Below are 16,092 nucleotides of genomic sequence, written 5' to 3' on the forward strand. Positions count from 1 at the left end.
CTCCCGAGGTCTTCCCACTCCGGCGGTGGCGGAGCAGGGTGCGGGCAGGGGCAGGGGCAGGGGCAGGGGCAGGGGCAGGGGCAGGGGCAGGGGCAGGGGCTTCCGCGGCTTGGGCGCTACGGAGCCAGGATCGTGTCGTTGACGTGGGTGGTCAGCGCGGTGTGCATCGCGTCCGCGGCATCGGCGGAGGCCGGCCCGCTCACCGACAGGACGTGCGTCGCCAGGCCGTCGATCAGAGCGGTCAGCGTCAGTGCCGCCGCCCGCGGATCGAGCCCGGCGCGGAAGACGCCCTGTCCGACACCTCGGCGTACGACGTCGGCGACGGTCTCGCGCCACTGCCGGTAGTACTCGGAATGCAGACGTCCCACCGCCGTGGAGCGAGCGGCCTCGGCCCACAGGTCGAGCCACACCGCCCACTGGCGGCGCTGCTGCGCGGTGCGCGGCGTCTGCAGCGCGATCAGCTGGGACAGCTCCGCCGCCGCGTCGTCCGCCTCGGCGAGACGGGCGGCACGGCGCGCGGTGTCCTCGTCCATGCACCAGCGCACGGCCGCCTCCAGGAGCTCGGCGCGCCCCGGGAAGTGGTAGTGGATCGCGGCACTGCTGGTGGCGCAGGCGCGGGCGATGTCGGCGACCCGCACCGCGTGGAATCCGTGCTCCGCGATCAGCCGGACCGTCTCGCGGACGATCTGCAGCGGTCGCCCGCCCTCGACACCGGTCGCCGGTGGCGTGGCCTTCTCGCGGGACCGGGTGCCGAGCAGCCGGCCCGCGTCGACCTGCCCCTCGTCGGCGATCCGGGCCAGCTCCGCGACCGTGAAGCGGCGGGTGCCGCTGAGCGAACGCGACAGCTTGGACGGATCCATGACGACGCGCCGCGCGAACTCGCGCTGACTGACGCCCGCGGCCGCGATGACCTCGCGGACGCGGGCGGCGGTGTCGGCGTTCGGTGCGCCGCCGGGGACGTCGTCGGTTTCCACGGGCCACGACCTTAGACATGTGTTGCGGAAAACTCAACATGTCCGAGGAGGAAGCTGCTGGAAAAGTGGCCCGTTGAGATCCTGACTGTCGCATCAGTCAGGGGTGCGGGCAGCGGCCGTCAGTGCCCCCGGCGGTCGTCGTACGACAGTCCGTGCCCGGAGCGGAAGAGGACCTTGGCCGGGTCGTCGGCCCGCTGGACGGGCACGGGCAGCTTGCCGCGCGGTTCGACCCGGCCGGCGATCACCCGGGCCGCGGCGCGCAGTTCGACCTCGGTCCAGCAGTAGGAGGCCAGCGAGGCCCGGACGTCGCCGAGGTGGGCGATGTCGTAGGGGTTGCGGACCGCGAGGTGGACGACCGGCACTCCCGTCGCGAGCAGCCGGGACACCAGGGTGCGCTGGGCGCTGGTGGCGCCGACGTTGTCGGTGGTGACCACCACCGCGTCCCGTCCCCGTGCCGCGGCCACCGCCTCGTCGATCTTCGCCGCGTCGGGCGCCCGGCCGGTGGCGAGGTGGGAGGTGCGGTAGCCCAGTTCGTCGAAGGCCGCGGCCAGCTCGGGCACCGTGGTGCGGGTGTCGTCGGTCGGGAAGGCCGGGCTGGCGCCGACCACCAGCAGCCTCCGCTGCCGACGGCCCAGCGGGAGCATGTCGTCCTCGTTGACCAGCAGGGTGGTGGTGCGTTCGGCGATCCGCGCGGCGGCGCGCCGGTGCCCGCGGGCGCCGACGACCCGGTCGACCTCCTTCCGGGAGGCGTAGGGGCTCCCGTCGAACAGGCCGGCCTTGTCCTTGACGCGCAGGATGCGCAGGACCGACTCGTCGAGTCGCTCCTCGGTGATCTCACCGGCGCGGACGGCGGCCAGGACCCCGTGGTAGGCGACGTCGATGTCCGGCGGGAACAGCAGCTGGTCCGCACCGGCCTTGAGGGCGAGGACGGGCACCCGGTCGTCGCCGTACTTCGTACGCACGCCTTGCATGTTGAGGGCGTCGGTGACGATCACGCCGTCGAATCCGAGTTCGTCGCGCAGCACGCCCTGGAGGATCGCGGGCGACAGGGTGGCCGGGTCGTTGCTGGGGTCGAGCGCGGGGACCTGGAGGTGCGCGGTCATGATCGAGTCGACACCGGCGGCGATCGCGGCCCTGAAGGGCGGGGCGTCGATGCGCTCCCACTCCTCGCGGGTGTGGGTGATCACCGGCAGACCGGTGTGGCTGTCCTGGCCGGTGTCCCCGTGGCCCGGGAAGTGCTTGGCGCAGGCCACGACGCCAACCTGCTGATAGCCCGTCACCTGGGCCGCCACCATGCGGCCGACCTCGCGGGCGTCGGCGCCGAAGGAGCGGACGTTGATGATGGGGTTGGCCGGATTGACGTTGACGTCGGCGACCGGGGCGAAGTTCTGATGGATGCCCAGGGCGGCGAGTTCGATGCCTGATATCCGTCCGGCGGTACGCGCGTCGGAGAGCGAGCGGCCCGCGCCGAGCGCCATCGCGCCCGGCAACTGGGTGGCGCCGCTGCCGATGCGGACGTTGGCCCCGTGCTCCTGGTCGATGGAGATCAGGGACGGAATGGGCGTGGGCAGGGCGAGCGAGGCCCGCTGCACACCGTTCGACAGGTCCGCGATCTGGTGCGGGTCCTGGATGTTGTTCGCCCAGCCGGAGAAGTAGATGACTCCGCCGATGTGGTACTTGGCGATGAGCTCGGCCACGGTGCGGACGCCGAGTTCCCCGAGGTTGCGGTCCTGGTCGAACTGGCTGGGGGAAGTCGCGGACGTACCGTAGAAGTACGGGACGAACAGCTGGCCGATCTTCGCCTCGATGCTCATCCGGGAGATGATTCTCTTGAGGCGCCCGTCGCGCCTGCCGCGCCCGTGCGCGACGGCGGGGGTGGCCGCGGCACCCACGACGCCCGTCGCGCTCGCGGCGACGACGGTCGCGGAGGCGATGACGGTTCGTCTGGACAGACTCCGGTCCTGCATGCGGACATGCTCCTTCCAGCCTTGCCCATCAGGGGAATTGAAGGAAACGTGGAGAACTCCGAACAGCGGGAAACGTAGCCCGCCGATCTGGGCAGGACAAGAGGTCTAGACAAAATAGGTCTAGACAAACGGCCGGGGCGGATCCGACTCCAGGCGTACGAAGGGGATCGCGCGCCCGGCCCGGCGCAGTGCCGAGGCGCTGCCGTCGGAGGGCAGGCCCATGAACGCGCACAGTCGGCGGGCCGTGCGGGGGTGGCGCGCGCCGTACTCCTCCATGATCGCCGCGCCGTCCTCCGCGGAGAGGAAGCGGGCGGTGACGGCGTGGTGCCGGTTGCCGAACTGGAGGACCGTCTTCGGGTGGGCGCCGAGGTTGCGGTACCAGTCGGCGCCCGCGCCGAATCCGGACGCGACGGTCCAGGCGGGGGAGTCCGGATCGTAGGCCACCACTTCGAGGACGACGCGGCGGTCCTGCCCGGAGACCCGGCCGGTGTGGTGGAGCAGCAGCAGGCGCCTGCCCAGGAGAGGGCCGAGACCCGCGCGGAACAGGAGAACGGGCGCCCTGGCGGCTTTGCGGCGCCATCCCGTGGGCAGGGGAGGCCGAAGGGAATCCGTGTGCTCGTCCGGCACGGTCACCTCCGGGTAGGCATCTCTTGAGTACCTGAAGTTTTGCACAGTCTAAAGGTGTGGCCAACGGTGTGGGCGCGGCCGGATGGCGGACACGGTAGAAAAGAGCCATGACCGAGCACGACAGCCCCGTGGGGGCCACGGACGACGTGGACGCCGTCACCCGGGAGGTGCTGACCGCCTCGCGGCTGCTGGTCGCGGTGTCCGCGCGTTCCCTCGCGGCGGTCGAGGAACGGGTGACGCTGCCGCAGTTCCGCATGCTGGTGGTGCTCACGAGAGGGGCGACCAAGCTGGTCACGCTCGCCGAGCAGCTTCAGGTCGCACCGTCCACGGCGATGCGGATGGTCGACCGGCTGATCGCGGCGGGTCTCGCCGCCCGGCAGCCCAACCCCCGCAGCCGCCGCGAGACGCTGCTGGAGCTCACGGAGGAAGGGCGCCACACGGTCGAGCACGTCACGGCCCGTCGGCGTTCCGAGATCGCCGGCATCGTCGAAATGCTCACCCCCGCACAGCGGTTGGCGCTCGTCGAGGCACTCGCCGCCTTCAACCGGGCCGGAGCCGAACCCCTGGCCCCCGCTCCGGGTGTCGCCGAGACCCATCCGCTGGGGTGGGCGGTGGACCTCCCGGCGACCCACCACGGGTGAGCAGGTCACGGTTGAGTTCCGAGCCGGAACTGTGGCCTCCATCACGGCCGGCGTGATCTTGGCCTGGTGAGATCGCCGGATGCTCGGTTTCCTCATCCGCCTGCTGCCCTTCTGGGTCCGCGAGCCCCTGCTCATCGTGGTCGGGTCCGTGTTGGGCGTGCGCCTCACGTATCTCGCGTTCCGCGACGGCGATTGGGTCCCGGCCGGGATCGGCGCGGCGTTCCTGGTGTTCACCGCGGTGCGCGTGCACACGGTGGTCCGGGCCCTGCGCACCCGACGCGACCCTGGCCCGGCGGTGGAGCCCGATGCTGCCTCGCAGCCGCAGCCGCAGCCGCAGCCGCAGCCGCAGCCGCAGCCGCAGCCGCAGTCCCAGTCCCAGTCCCAGTCCCAGTCCCAGTCCCAGTCCCAGTCCCAGCCCCAGTCGCAGTCGCAGCCGCGGCCTCCGGCGGAGCGGCCTCGCGCCCCCGCCGCCGTGGAGAAGGAACCCAACGCGTGGGGCCAGGCCGCCGCGGCCGTGGCCGTGTTCGCGGCGCTCGGAGCCGCGGTGTGGCTGGGCCCGCGACTGCTGCCCTCCGAAGACGCCGGCACGCCGCACACCGTGTCGTGTCCCGGCGGGGAGGGCGAGGAGCTGCCGGCCGCCTACAGGGAGACGTCCCGGGCCGTGACCGGCGGCGAGCTGTGCGCGGCGCTCAACAGGTCCGACCTGGCCCGGCTCCTCGGAACCCCGACGGAGACGGCGACCGCGGCATCCGGCAGCAGCAACACCGCTCCCCTGACCGACGGGAAGGTCGCCCAGCCCGAGGCGGAGGTCCGGTTCGACACCTACACCGTGCACGTCGCGGTCACGTACAACAAGCTGTCGATCGCCCAGTACGTCAAGCTGATGAAGTACGGCGAGGAGACGGACGTCAAGACGCTCTCCGTTCTCGGCCGACCCGCGGTACTCGCCTCGGACCACACCATGAGGATCGAGATCAGTCTGGGGAGCGGCGGGTCCGGCGGACCGGTGGAACAGGGCCCCCTGGCCCGCACCCTGTCCGTTGCCCTCGACGGAAAGGACCGGGGCGGCTACTACGAGATCACCGTGTGGAGCACGTCCGGCGCCCTCCCGGAGGACAGCGTCCTCCTCGACATCGCGGAGAAGGTCCTTCCCACGCTTCCCGAACGGACCGTGTGACGGAGCGCGCGGTCAGGCGCTCACGGCCGCTCCCGGCCGCGCCGTCGGCCGGCCGGCAGGGGTACGGGGTCCGGGCCGGGGACGACGGTGTTCGTCAGGGTGCCGATGCCCTGCACGGTCAGGGCGACGGTGTCGCCGGGCCGCAGCGGCGGCGGGTCCTGCTCTCCGCGCCGGCCCCACAGTTCGGCCAGGCAGCCGCCGTTGCCGCAGGTGCCCGAGCCGAGGACGTCGCCCGGGACGACGCGGGTGCCGCGGGAGGCGTAGGCGGTCATCTCCTCGAAGGTCCAGCTCATGTTGGACAGCAGGTCCTCGCCGACCCTCGCCCCGTTGACCTCGGCGGTCAGGGCCAGGCGCAGGAACCCGTCGGCGTCCCGGTACGGCTCCAGCTCGTCGGCGGTGACCAGGTACGGGCCGAGGGCGGTGGCGCCGTCCTTGCCCTTGCAGGGACCGAGGCCCACCTTCATCTCCGCGCCCTGGATATCGCGTGCGGACCAGTCGTTGAGGACGGTGTAGCCGACGATGTGGTCGCGGGCCTGCTCGGGGGTGAGGTCACGGCCCTCCCGCCCGATCACCGCGCCGACCTCCAACTCGAAGTCCAGCACGGCCGAGCCGGGCGGTACCGGGATGTCGTCCCGGTGGGCGTGGATCGCGTGCGGGTTGGTGAAGTAGAAGGTCGGCGCCGCGTACCACTGATCGGGGACCCCGGCGACGCCGTCGACCGAGCGGCGTACGCCCTCGACGTGCTCCTCGAAGGTGACGAAGTCCCGTACCGACGCGGGCCGCAGCGGGGGCAGCAGCCGCACCTGGGACACGTGCGGGCCGGGCGGGACGTCGAGGGCGGACCGGCCGGCGGCGAGCAGTCCGGGCAGTCCGTCGGACCGCGCGATCAGGTCGGTGAGTGAGGTGACGCCGGGCAGCGGGCAGAGGGAGCCGTCGTCCTCCACGACGGCCACGCGGTGACGGCGGCGGTGTTCGTAGCTGGCGAAACGCATGGTCCGGCTCCCGTGGTGGAGGGTGGTCGGTCGAGGTGGACGCGGATCAGACCGGCGGGGCGACGAACACGCCGCGGTCGGGGTCGTTGAACGACTCCTTGGCGACCAGTTCGTTCATGGGGTTGGCGGTGCCCCACTGGTCGGTGACCTCGGGCCGGGAGAAGTCGTAGACGTGCGGGTGCCAGGTGTCCTCGTCCAGGTTCTCCAGCTCGGTGGTGTACTCGACGGTGTTGCCGTGCGGGTCGAGGAAGTACGTGAAGGTGTTGTCCCCGGCCAGGTGCCGCCCGGGACCCCAGATCTTCCTGAAGCCCGCCCGCATGACCCGGCCCGAGCCGCGCATGTACTCGTCGAGGCCGCGCATCTCGAAGGAGACGTGGTGCAGGGCGGTGTGCGGGCCCTGCGCGATGGCCATCGAGTGGTGCTGGTTGCTGATCCGCATGAAGTGCATGACCTCGCCCATGTGCGGCGAGCTCAGTGTGTCGGAGAGGGCGAAGCCGAGGTGGCGTTCGTACCACTCGCGGGTGCGGTTCAGGTCGGGGGAGTTGAGGACGACGTGGGAGAGCTTGACCGGGACGGACTCCTTCTCCTCGATCTTTCGGTGCCGCCTGACCTCGACGTCGGCCGAGACCTCGATGGTGCGGCCGTCGACGTCGAAGAAGCGGAAGCCGTATCCGCCGCCGGGGGTGTCGACCCGCCCCGGCCGGGAGATCAGCCGCACGCCGCCCGCCAGGAGCCGCTCGGCGAGGGTGTCGACGTCGGCCGGGTTCGCCGCGCCGTAGGAGACGAGGTCGAGGCGTTTCTCCTCGGCCTTGCGCAGCCGTACGACGTACTGCTCGGGGGAGCCCTCGGCGGCCAGGAAGGAGAGGCCGGAGTCCTCGGCGACCGGGGTGAGGCCCCAGACGCCGGAGTAGAAGTCGAGCTGCTTGTCGTAGTCCGGCACGGCGAGGTCGACGTGCCGCAGGTGGGTGAGCAGGCGCATGATGTCAGTCCTTCCGGAGGAGGGCGGCGGCGTTGCCGCCCCGTACGGCGTGGAAGTCGGCGTCGGACAGGCGCGCGGCGCGCAGCGCGCCGACCGGGTCCTCGGTGCCCATGTCGAAGGGGAAGTCGGAGCCGAGCAGCACCCGGTCCGGGCCGGCCACCCGGATCAGCTCCCGCAGCACGTGCGGGTCGTGGACCAGGGAGTCGAAGTACAGCCGCTTCAGGTAGCTGCTGGGCGGGTGCGCGCACCCGGCGCCCGCGTCGGAGCGGGCGGACCAGGCGTGGTCGGAGCGGCCGACGTGGGTGGGCAGGTAGCCGCCGCCGTGCGCCGCGATCAGCCGCAGGCCCGGGTGGCGGTCGAGGACACCGGAGAAGACCAGGTGGGAGAGGGCGACGGCGTTCTCGGTGGGCTGGCCGACGGTGTTGGACAGGTACCACTGGTCCAGCCGCTCGTCGAGGGTGCATCCGAAGGGGTGCAGGAAGAGAATCGCGCCGGTCTCCCCGGCCCGGGCCCAGAGGGGCTCGTAGGCCGGGTCGGACAGCTCCCGCCCAGGGGCATGGCTGGAGAGCTCCACCCCGGCCAGGCCCTGCTCCAGTGCGTGGTCCAGGGCGCGCACCGCCTGCGCCGGATGCTGGAGCGGGACCAGTCCCAGTCCGCGCAGCCGCTCGGGGGCGGCCGAACAGTGCGCGGCCACGGCCTCGTTGGCGAGCCGGTACAGCTTCTCGGCCGTCTCCCGGCCGGCCCAGTAGTGGTAGTGCGAGGGGGAGGGGCTGACCAGTTGCACGTCGACGCCCTGGGTGTCCATCGCGGCCAGGCGCACGCAGGGGTCGGTCAGCCGCGGGAGGCGGTCGCGGACCATGGGGCCGCTGACGGCGAGGGCGGCGGGGCCGTTGCGGCGGGCGTCCAGCGCCCGGGCCCCGGTGTGTCCGGGCAGTCCGGCGACGAGCGCCTCGATCTCGGGAAGCAGGACGTGGGCATGCACGTCCACGGTGGGCGGGTGCGCGGCGGTCACGGCAGCTCCCGGAGCATGGTCATGGTGCGGCCCATCAGACCGGGCACGTCGGCGTCGCGGACCCCGTCGAGCTGCCACTGCCCGATCTGCACCGACGCCTCCACGACCGGCCGGACCCGGGCGATCCGCCGCTCGTGGTACGCCTGGAACAGGGCGTCGTCCCACTCGTCGGACCCGGTCAGCAACTGCGCGAGCACCCAGGCGTCCTCGAGGGACAGCGCGGCGCCCTGGGCGAGGGTGGGCGGGCAGCAGTGGGCGGCGTCACCGACGAGGACCACGCGGCCGCGGTGCCAGGAGCCCTCGACCAGCAGCCGGTCGAACCAGGTGTAGTTCACCCTCGCCGGGTCGGTGATGTGCTCGGTGATGTCCGGCCAGAAGCCGCCGTAGTGCCGGGTCAGGCCGCGCATCTCGTCCGCGTACGACGCGGGCGGTATCCCGGCGCGGTCCCGGTTGGCCTCGACGACGTACGCGTACAGGGTGGTCTCGCCGGTCGGGCAGTAGCCCGCGATGTGGGCCGGGCCGCCATAGGCGAGGTCGGTGCGGGTCAGGCCGGCGGGGCGCGGTGCGGCGACGCGCCAGATGGCCATGCCGGTCGGCTCGGGCCGGTCGGTGATGCCGATCGCGGCCCGGGTGGCGGAACCCAGGCCGTCGGCGGCCACCACCAGGTCGTACCGGCCCCCGGTCCCGTCGCTGAAACGTACGGAGACACCCTCCGCGTCCTGGTCCAGGATCTCGGCGGTGGTGCCGAGGCGGACGGTGGCGCCGCCGGCCCGCACCGCCTCGATGAGGATCCGCTGGAGCCGGGGCCGCTGCATGCCGACGGTGGCGGGCAGGTCGTCGCCGCCGGTGCGCAGGTCGTCCTGGACGTGCAGGACGGTGCCGTCGGGGGCGGTGATGCCGACCGAACCGAAACCGAATCCGGACGCCTCCACCTGCTCCCAGACGCCGAGTTCGCGCAGCACGCGCAGGGCGTTGCCCTGGAGGGTGATGCCGGAGCCGGCGGCGGCGTTCCAGTCGTCCTTGGCCTCGACCAGGTCGACGGCGAGACCGGCGCGGCGCAGCAGGATCGTCACGGCGTTGCCGGCCGCGCCGCCGCCGACGACGAGGACCGTGCGGGGCTGAGTCATGAGGAACTCCCTTGTTCTTCGGTCTGCTTGGCGGTCTGCCTGTCGCTCTACTTGACCGCGACCGGGTTGACGGGTGAGCCGACCGCGCCGGTGATGGGCAGCGGCGCGGCGGTGAGCCAGAAGCCGTACTCGCCGTCTTCCGCGCAGTCCTCGGCGAGGGCGTCCAGGTCCCACATCTCGCCGATCAGCAGGCCGATGTGCGGGATGGCGACCTGGTGCAGCGGCTGGAAGGCGTGCTCGAACTCGTTGGGGCGGACCTCGAAGCCCCAGGTGTCGGTGGCGATCGCGGCGATCTCGGTGCCGTGCAGCCAGCCGGCCGTGGTGAACGACAGGCCGGGGGCGGGCCCGCCCGCGTAGTCGCCCCAGCCCTCGCGGCGCGCCCGGGCGAGCCGGCCGGTGCGGACGAGGACGATGTCGCCGCGGCCCACCCGGACACCGTGCGCCCCGGCGGTCGCGGTCAGGTGCTCCCGAGTGATCGCGAACCCGTCCGGCAGCTCGCCGTCCTCGCCGACGACCCGGCCGACGTCCAGCAGCACCCCGCGTCCGGCGACGTGCGGGGCCATGTGCTCGATGCCGGTGACCAGATCGCCGTCGGAGGTGACGACCCGCTCCGCCGGGCGCCCGTTCCACGCCTTGCCGTGGTCGAAGATGTGGCCGAGCCCGTCCCACTGCGTGGAGCACTGCAACGGCATCGCGATGACGTCGTCGGCGCCGCCGATGCCGTGCGGGAAGCCCTGGTTGCCGAGGGCGGCGTCGGTGCCGGTGTCCAGCATGGTGTGCACCGGGTTGGTGCGGCGGCGCCAGCCCTTCTGCGGGCCGTTCATGTCGAAGCGCTGGGAGAGGGAGAAGCTGACACCCCGCCGGACCAGTGCGGCGCCCTCGCGGCGCTTGGCCCCGTCGAGGAAGTTCAGCGTGCCGAGCACGTCGTCCTCGCCCCAGCGGCCCCAGTTGGAGTACGCCTTCGCGGCGCGCGCTATGGACCCCTCGGGGTCGGTGCGGTCCGGTGTCATCGGGCCGCCTCGGCCACACAGCGGGTGCGCTGGGCACCGAGTCCGGTGATCGAGGCGTCCATGACGTCGCCGTCGCGCAGCAGCCGGCCCCAGTGCATGCCGTTGCCGGCGGGGGAGCCGGTGAGCACCAGGTCGCCGGGGAGCAGCCGGGCGGTCCGCGAGGCGTACGACACCATCCGCGCCACGCTGAAGATCATGTCCTTGGTCGACTCGTCCTGCATGGTCTCGCCGTTGAGCCGGAGCGTCAGACGCAGGTCGTCCGGGTTCGCGATCGAGGCGGCGGGCACGATCCAGGGCCCGAGCGGCGTGAATCCCGGGGCGTTCTTGCTGCGCAGCCAGTCGGTGCCGATCTGCGGCATGTCCCGGCGGAAGACGGTGGCGCGGTCGGTGAGATCGTTGGCGATGGTGTAACCGGCGACGTGGTCCAGGGCCTCCTGGACGGACACGCGGTGGGCCGGCCGGCCGATCACCGCCGCCAACTCCAGCTCCCAGTCGGGCTTCTCGGCCCAGGCCGGCAGTACGACGTCGTCGTAGGGGCCGGTGAGCGCGCTCGGCAGGCCGATGAACACGTACGGCAGGTCCTCGGCGGCCCGCCGGTCCATGATCCCGGCGGCCTCCGCGCGCCGCTCCGCCTCCGGCCGGCCGTCGTCCGGGGCCCGGTGCGCGACGTGCAGGTCGATGACGTGCTGCCGGTAGTTGGCCCCCGACTGGAACACCTGGCGCGGCTCGACCGGCGCGTGCACGCGGAACTCCGCCAGTGGCCTGCGCGCGGCGGCGTCGTCGACGGCCAGTGCGGCCAGCCGCGGCGCCACCGCGTCCCAGTCGTCCAGGAGTCCGCGCACGCTCAGGCCGGTGTCCGCGAGGGCGGACCGCAGGTCGGTCACCTGGGCGTCGGGAGTGACGAGGGCGGGGAAGGCGGGAGACTCGGGAGCGGAAAGGGTGGCCAGGGCGAAGGGTCCGGCGAAGAGGGCGGACGCGGCTTCGGGTTTCACGGACATGTCCTCCTGATTGCGGTGGCACTAATCTGGACCCGCCACTCGCGATCAGGGAAATCGATTCCGTGGATGACGGCCATCCATACGGCAGATTCCCGCAGGTCGTCGCCGGACAGCAAGGAGGATCGCACCGTGAATCTCGGTCGCCTGGACCTCAACCTCGTCGTCGCCCTGCGCGCCCTGCTGGAAGAGCGCAACGTGACCCGCGCCGGGCAGCGCGTCGGCCTCAGCCAGCCGGCGATGAGCGCGGCACTCTCCCGGCTGCGCCGGCACTTCGACGACGACCTGCTGGCCCGGGTCGGCGGCCACTACGAACTCACCGCCCTCGGACAGGTCCTCCTCGACCGGGTGTCCACCGCCTACGACCTGCTGGAACGACTGTTCGCCAGCCAGGCGGACTTCGACCCGGCCAAGGAGAGCCGTGAGTTCGAACTCGTGGCGTCCGACTACGCGGTCGCCGTCTTCGGCGCCGAACTCGCCCGGGTCGTGCACCAGGAGGCTCCGGGCATCCGGCTGCGCTTCGCCCAGACGCCGACCACCGTGGTGGACGCCACCGACGCCCTGCTGAGCACCACCGACGGCCTGTTCATGCCGCACGGCGTCATCAGCGGCTTCCCCGCCACCGACCTCTACCGGGACCGTTGGGTCTTCCTCGTCGCCGACGACCACCCGAGTGTCGGCGACCGGCTGACCCGGGAAGACCTGGCCCGGCTGCCCTGGGTCACCTACCAGCGCACCTACGACGCCCCGGCCGTCCGCCAGCTCGGCATGCTGGGTATCGAGCCCCGCGTCGAGGTCTCCGTCGACAGCTTCCAGATCATGCCGCTGCTGGTCGGCGGAACCCGGCGCATCGCCCTCATCCAGGCCCGCCTCGCCCGGCTCCTCGCCCCGCTCGCCGCCGTACGCGTGGTGGAGCCGCCCTACGAGGCGGTGCCGCTGAGCGAGGCGTTGTGGTGGCACCCGGTGCACACCCACGACGCGGCCCACATCTGGCTGCGCGAGACCGCCGCCCGGGTCGGCGGGCGAATGGCCCAGGAGCGTCCCCGCCAACGCTGACGCACCCCTTCTGCAACGACGACATGGACGTCCATTGCGGCGTATTACGACCACCTCCGCCGCTTCGGGCCGACGGCACCGGCGGAGCTCGCGCCGGGTGCGGAGGCCACCCTCGGATCTGCTGACCTGGCGCCCCGGCCCGTTCCACCGCGCTCCGAACGCGCTTCCCGTCCGCTTCGGCGCCCTCCGGGCCGCCGAGCGGCCCACTGCGCCGGTCCCTCCACAGCGCCCGACGGCACAGGCCGAGCACAGCGCGGATCAACCCGGGGCGGGCGGCCCCGGGAAGTGGTCCCAGTTCCCGGCCTGGCTGCGGAAGTGAGGGTGGCGACCACACACCCCACGTGCGCCGCACGGCCCGCCGTACGACGTAACCTGCCTTCGAAGCAACGCCGTTGCCCTGTATCCCACCCCCGGTCCTCCGGGACCGTGCCCCAGGAGTAAGAACAGCAGTCATGGACGCCACCACCCCCGACGCGGTGCCCCCGCCCGGATGCCCCGCCCACGCCGACGCGCGAATACCGCTGTACGGGCCCGACTTCGCGGCCGACCCGCACGCCTACTACGACTACGCACGGTCGTACGGCCCCTCCGCCCCCGTCGAACTCGCCCCGGGTGTCGACGCCTCCCTCGTCACCGACTACGCGACAGCACTGCGCCTGCTCCAGGACAACGGCACCTTCCGAAAGGACGCGCGCCGCTGGAAGGCCTTCAACGACGGCCTGATCCCGGCGGACAGCCCCGTCGTCCCGCTGCTCGCCTACCGCCCCAACGCCATGTTCAGCGACGGCGCCGAACACCTGCGGCTACGCCAGGCGATCACCGACGCCATGGCCCGCATCGACACCGGGCGGCTGGCCCGCAGCACCGAGCAGATCTCGGACTACCTGATCTCCCAGTTCGGCTCCCGCGGCTCCGCCGACCTGATGGCCGACTACGCCAAGCAGCTCCCGCTGTTCGTCTTCAACGAACTCTTCGGCTGCCCCGCCGACATCGGCGACCGCATCCTGTTCGGCATTTCCGGCATGTTCGACGGCGTCAACGCGGAACGAGCCGCCGAGGTCCTCTTCGGTGCGGTCGGTGAGCTGGTGGTCCTCAAACGCAGCCGCCCCGGCGAGGACGTGACCTCGTGGCTGATGCAGCACGAGACCAAGATGACCGACGAGGAGATGGTCTACCAGCTCTCGCTGATCCTGGGCGCGGGCGCCGATCCGCTGCGCAACCTGATCGGCAACACCCTGCACCGCATCCTCATCCACGACGAGTACGCCCGCCAGGGCGGACTGATCGACGAGGCGATGGAGGACACACTGTGGGAGAACCCTCCGGTGCCCAATCTCGCGCCCCACTACCCCGCCACGGACGTGGAGTTCGCCGGGCAGAAGTTCGAGGCGGGGGAGCTGATCATGGTGAGCTTCGCCGCGGCGAACAACAGCCCGAGCCTGGCCGCCGCCCGGCAGTCCGGCAGTAACCGTTCCCACCTGGCCTGGAGCGCGGGGCCGCACGCCTGCCCCTCGAAGGACCCCGCCCGCCAGATCACCATGGCCGCCGTCGAGAACCTCCTCAACCGGATCCCCGACATCGCGGCCGCCGTGCCCGAGGACAGTCTGACGTGGCGCCCGGGGCCCTTCACCCGCGGCCTCACCGCGCTCCCGGCCCGGTTCACCCCGCTCCCGGCCCCCGACCGGGTGCCTGACCCGGGCCGGGCACCCGCGGGCGAGCGTGCCGAACAGTCCGGCACCGCGCGCAAGGCCGCGGGCACCGGCCGGTGGAGCCAGTTCCTGAACTGGCTCACGAGGTGACGCGCGCGACGAATCTCCGCGCCCCGCTGCCCGCGTAGCGGACCGAGCCCGCCTGATCGGCCGCGGGCCCCACCGTCACTACCCGCTGGAAGCTGCCCGACCTCGACAGGCGGGCAGCTTCCGGCATCATTCGGAGGTACACCATGATCCGCCAGGAAACCGCCTGGGTCCTCTTCGCCGCCGGCGTGATCTTCCTCGCGTCACTGTTCCTCGGGGTGTGGAAATGGCAGCAGTCGATGTCGTCCCCGGAGGGAACAGCGCACCGATACGTCGACGTCGCCCATATCTCCGGACTGATGTACAGCTTCGCGACATCGGCCGTCCTGGCACCGCTCGTCCAGTTCTCCGGCTGGCCGTCCGCGGTGAACGCCACCGCCGCGGCAGTGGTCATCGGCATGTTCGTCGTGACGGTCTCGAACTATGTGCGGCTTGCAATCGAGAGACGGACCGACAACCAGATGCGCGACCGGAAAACCGGCCTGCGTGGTGTACGCGACGCCCTGATCATCGGTGAGATCGGTGGCACCGTCGTCCTGCTGACCGGCTTCGCCTCCGCCCAGCTCTAGCCGTCAGGCCGTGCCCGTCTCCTGTTCCAGGCGGGCCGCGAGGGTGACGTAGCGGGCGCGCCGGGTCACCGGGACCATGCCCCGGATCAGGATGTACCACATCTCGGCCAGACGGCGGGGCTGACGTACCGCCGGTTCGAGGGCGCCGCCCACGACGCACGTGCCGACGACGGAGGAGACCAGGGTGTGGGCGACGGAGTCGACGTCGATGTCCGGGTGCACGTCGGACTGCCGCACCGCGTCCAGCAGCCGGGACGTGGCTATCTCCCGCCAGTCGGTGAAGGGGTGCGGCAGGGGCGGCCGTATCGGTACGCCCGCGGTGGCCAGCCGCGTTCCGGCCCGCAGCACCGGCCCCTCCTCGTAGACCCGGGCCATGGCGAACGTGAGGCGCATCAGCGCCTCCAGCGAGGAGTAGCCCCGCCCGTCCAGGTCCTTCGCCAGCCGGCGAAAGGTGCGGGACTGCATCTCCATGATGGCGTGCGCGAGGTCTTCCTTCGCCGCGAAGTGGAAGTACAGGGCGCCCTTGGTGACCCCGGCGTGGGCGACGATCTCGCTCAGACTGGTCGACTCGTAGCCGTGGCGGTCGAACAGGTCGGCCGCCGCACCGACGATCGTCGCGCGGGTCCGTTCGGCGCGTAGCTGCCTCGCCATCGGCTGGACTCTCCCGGGCTGGAACTCAACAGACCGTGTGCCTGTTTTTACCCCCCCGTTCATGATATCTCACTGGCTAACTGCCCATCAGATTCCCTTCACAGAGGATGCCGTGTATGTCCACCGGGGCGTGCCGGCCGGCAGCAGCCCCGATATTCAGTGACCGTGTCAGCGCGAGCGCGAAGACGGGGCCCCGTCGAGGGTTCGGCGGGACCTCCGCATCCCGGAGGGCGCCCGACGCCTCGGCGTGACGCCAACGGCCGACGGATGGACGGAGGTCCGCGTACCCATCGAGTCGATCGACCACGCCCACCGGGACTTCCTGCGGCTGGGCGCCGATGCCGAGGTTCTGGCACCGGCCGAACTACGCAGCCGCATCGCCGAGACGGCACGAACCCTGGCCGCCCGCTACGAGGCGTGACCCCGGGCAGAAGGTTCGTGACGCATGGTTCGCGGCTGAAGGGAAAGGACAACGTCTTCATGAGGCTGGCGAGTGTTGTTGTCGGAGGCGACTTGTAC

16 protein-coding genes are annotated in these 16,092 nt (G+C 71.9%); 6 read left to right on the plus strand and 10 right to left on the minus strand.

Translation table 11 applies throughout. The features are described from left to right. Positions 1 to 116: 116 nt before the first annotated feature. The 3 genes from ACH4D3_RS02610 to ACH4D3_RS02620 all read right to left on the minus strand — a co-directional run bounded on the left by ACH4D3_RS02610 (position 117) and on the right by ACH4D3_RS02620 (position 3,568). Complete coding sequence (locus ACH4D3_RS02610) at positions 117 to 974, minus strand: TetR family transcriptional regulator C-terminal domain-containing protein (protein ID WP_398315560.1); 858 nt, start codon at positions 972 to 974, stop codon at positions 117 to 119. Positions 975 to 1,093: 119 nt separating this feature from the next. Continuing rightward, on the minus strand, positions 1,094 to 2,941 hold the full coding sequence (locus ACH4D3_RS02615; protein WP_398315562.1) for a glycoside hydrolase family 3 protein: 1,848 nt from the start codon (positions 2,939 to 2,941) through the stop codon (positions 1,094 to 1,096). Between the two features lie 120 nt (positions 2,942 to 3,061). Then, the gene (locus tag ACH4D3_RS02620; protein WP_398315564.1) at positions 3,062 to 3,568 is read right to left on the minus strand and encodes a nitroreductase family deazaflavin-dependent oxidoreductase; all 507 of its coding nucleotides are present in this window, start codon (positions 3,566 to 3,568) and stop codon (positions 3,062 to 3,064) included. 107 nt (positions 3,569 to 3,675) lie between these two features. Between ACH4D3_RS02620 and ACH4D3_RS02625 the strand changes: the two genes are divergently transcribed. Both ACH4D3_RS02625 and ACH4D3_RS02630 read left to right on the plus strand, forming a co-directional pair. After that, on the plus strand, positions 3,676 to 4,209 hold the full coding sequence (locus ACH4D3_RS02625; RefSeq protein ID WP_398315566.1) for a MarR family winged helix-turn-helix transcriptional regulator: 534 nt from the start codon (positions 3,676 to 3,678) through the stop codon (positions 4,207 to 4,209). A 79-nt stretch (positions 4,210 to 4,288) separates the two neighbouring features. After that, positions 4,289 to 5,386 (plus strand): DUF6215 domain-containing protein, encoded by a 1,098-nt coding sequence (locus tag ACH4D3_RS02630; RefSeq protein ID WP_398315568.1) that lies wholly within the window; start codon positions 4,289 to 4,291, stop codon positions 5,384 to 5,386. A gap of 20 nt (positions 5,387 to 5,406) precedes the next feature. On the opposite strand, the gene ACH4D3_RS02635 is transcribed toward ACH4D3_RS02630, so the two are convergent. The 6 genes from ACH4D3_RS02635 to ACH4D3_RS02660 are packed head-to-tail and all read right to left on the minus strand — an operon-like array spanning position 5,407 to position 11,504. After that, positions 5,407 to 6,378 (minus strand): fumarylacetoacetate hydrolase family protein, encoded by a 972-nt coding sequence (locus tag ACH4D3_RS02635; RefSeq protein ID WP_398315570.1) that lies wholly within the window; start codon positions 6,376 to 6,378, stop codon positions 5,407 to 5,409. 46 nt (positions 6,379 to 6,424) lie between these two features. After that, positions 6,425 to 7,357 (minus strand): VOC family protein, encoded by a 933-nt coding sequence (locus ACH4D3_RS02640; protein ID WP_398315572.1) that lies wholly within the window; start codon positions 7,355 to 7,357, stop codon positions 6,425 to 6,427. Positions 7,358 to 7,361: 4 nt separating this feature from the next. Next, positions 7,362 to 8,369: an amidohydrolase family protein gene (locus ACH4D3_RS02645; protein ID WP_398315574.1), complete on the minus strand. Its 1,008-nt coding sequence runs from the start codon at positions 8,367 to 8,369 to the stop codon at positions 7,362 to 7,364. After that, the gene (locus ACH4D3_RS02650) at positions 8,366 to 9,496 is read right to left on the minus strand and encodes an FAD-dependent oxidoreductase (protein ID WP_398315576.1); all 1,131 of its coding nucleotides are present in this window, start codon (positions 9,494 to 9,496) and stop codon (positions 8,366 to 8,368) included. The genes ACH4D3_RS02645 and ACH4D3_RS02650 overlap by 4 nt, the downstream gene beginning before the upstream one ends. A gap of 47 nt (positions 9,497 to 9,543) precedes the next feature. Further along, entirely contained in the window at positions 9,544 to 10,506 is a 963-nt protein-coding gene (locus ACH4D3_RS02655; protein ID WP_398315578.1) for a cyclase family protein, read from the minus strand. After that, a complete protein-coding gene (locus tag ACH4D3_RS02660; RefSeq protein WP_398315580.1) occupies positions 10,503 to 11,504 on the minus strand; it encodes a fumarylacetoacetate hydrolase family protein in 1,002 nt (333 codons plus the stop codon). Before ACH4D3_RS02660 ends, ACH4D3_RS02655 begins: the two co-directional genes overlap by 4 nt. A 129-nt stretch (positions 11,505 to 11,633) precedes the next feature. Between ACH4D3_RS02660 and ACH4D3_RS02665 the strand changes: the two genes are divergently transcribed. From ACH4D3_RS02665 to ACH4D3_RS02675, 3 genes are all read left to right on the plus strand, one after another. Then, positions 11,634 to 12,557 (plus strand): LysR family transcriptional regulator, encoded by a 924-nt coding sequence (locus ACH4D3_RS02665; RefSeq protein WP_398315582.1) that lies wholly within the window; start codon positions 11,634 to 11,636, stop codon positions 12,555 to 12,557. Positions 12,558 to 13,009: 452 nt separating this feature from the next. Then, complete coding sequence (locus ACH4D3_RS02670) at positions 13,010 to 14,356, plus strand: cytochrome P450 (protein WP_398315584.1); 1,347 nt, start codon at positions 13,010 to 13,012, stop codon at positions 14,354 to 14,356. A 143-nt stretch (positions 14,357 to 14,499) separates the two neighbouring features. Then, a complete protein-coding gene (locus ACH4D3_RS02675) occupies positions 14,500 to 14,922 on the plus strand; it encodes a hypothetical protein (protein WP_398315586.1) in 423 nt (140 codons plus the stop codon). Positions 14,923 to 14,925: 3 nt separating this feature from the next. Here ACH4D3_RS02675 and ACH4D3_RS02680 read toward each other — a convergent pair whose 3' ends face one another. Then, positions 14,926 to 15,573, minus strand: a complete 648-nt coding sequence (locus tag ACH4D3_RS02680; protein WP_398315588.1) for a ScbR family autoregulator-binding transcription factor — start codon at positions 15,571 to 15,573, stop codon at positions 14,926 to 14,928. 247 nt (positions 15,574 to 15,820) lie between these two features. On the opposite strand from ACH4D3_RS02680, the gene ACH4D3_RS02685 reads away from it, so the two are divergent. Next, positions 15,821 to 15,994, plus strand: a complete 174-nt coding sequence (locus ACH4D3_RS02685) for a WYL domain-containing protein (protein WP_398315590.1) — start codon at positions 15,821 to 15,823, stop codon at positions 15,992 to 15,994. The last annotated feature ends 98 nt before the right edge of the window (positions 15,995 to 16,092 follow it).

The organism is Streptomyces sp. NPDC018026, assembly GCF_044327745.1.
GTDB lineage: Bacteria > Actinomycetota > Actinomycetes > Streptomycetales > Streptomycetaceae > Streptomyces > Streptomyces rubrogriseus.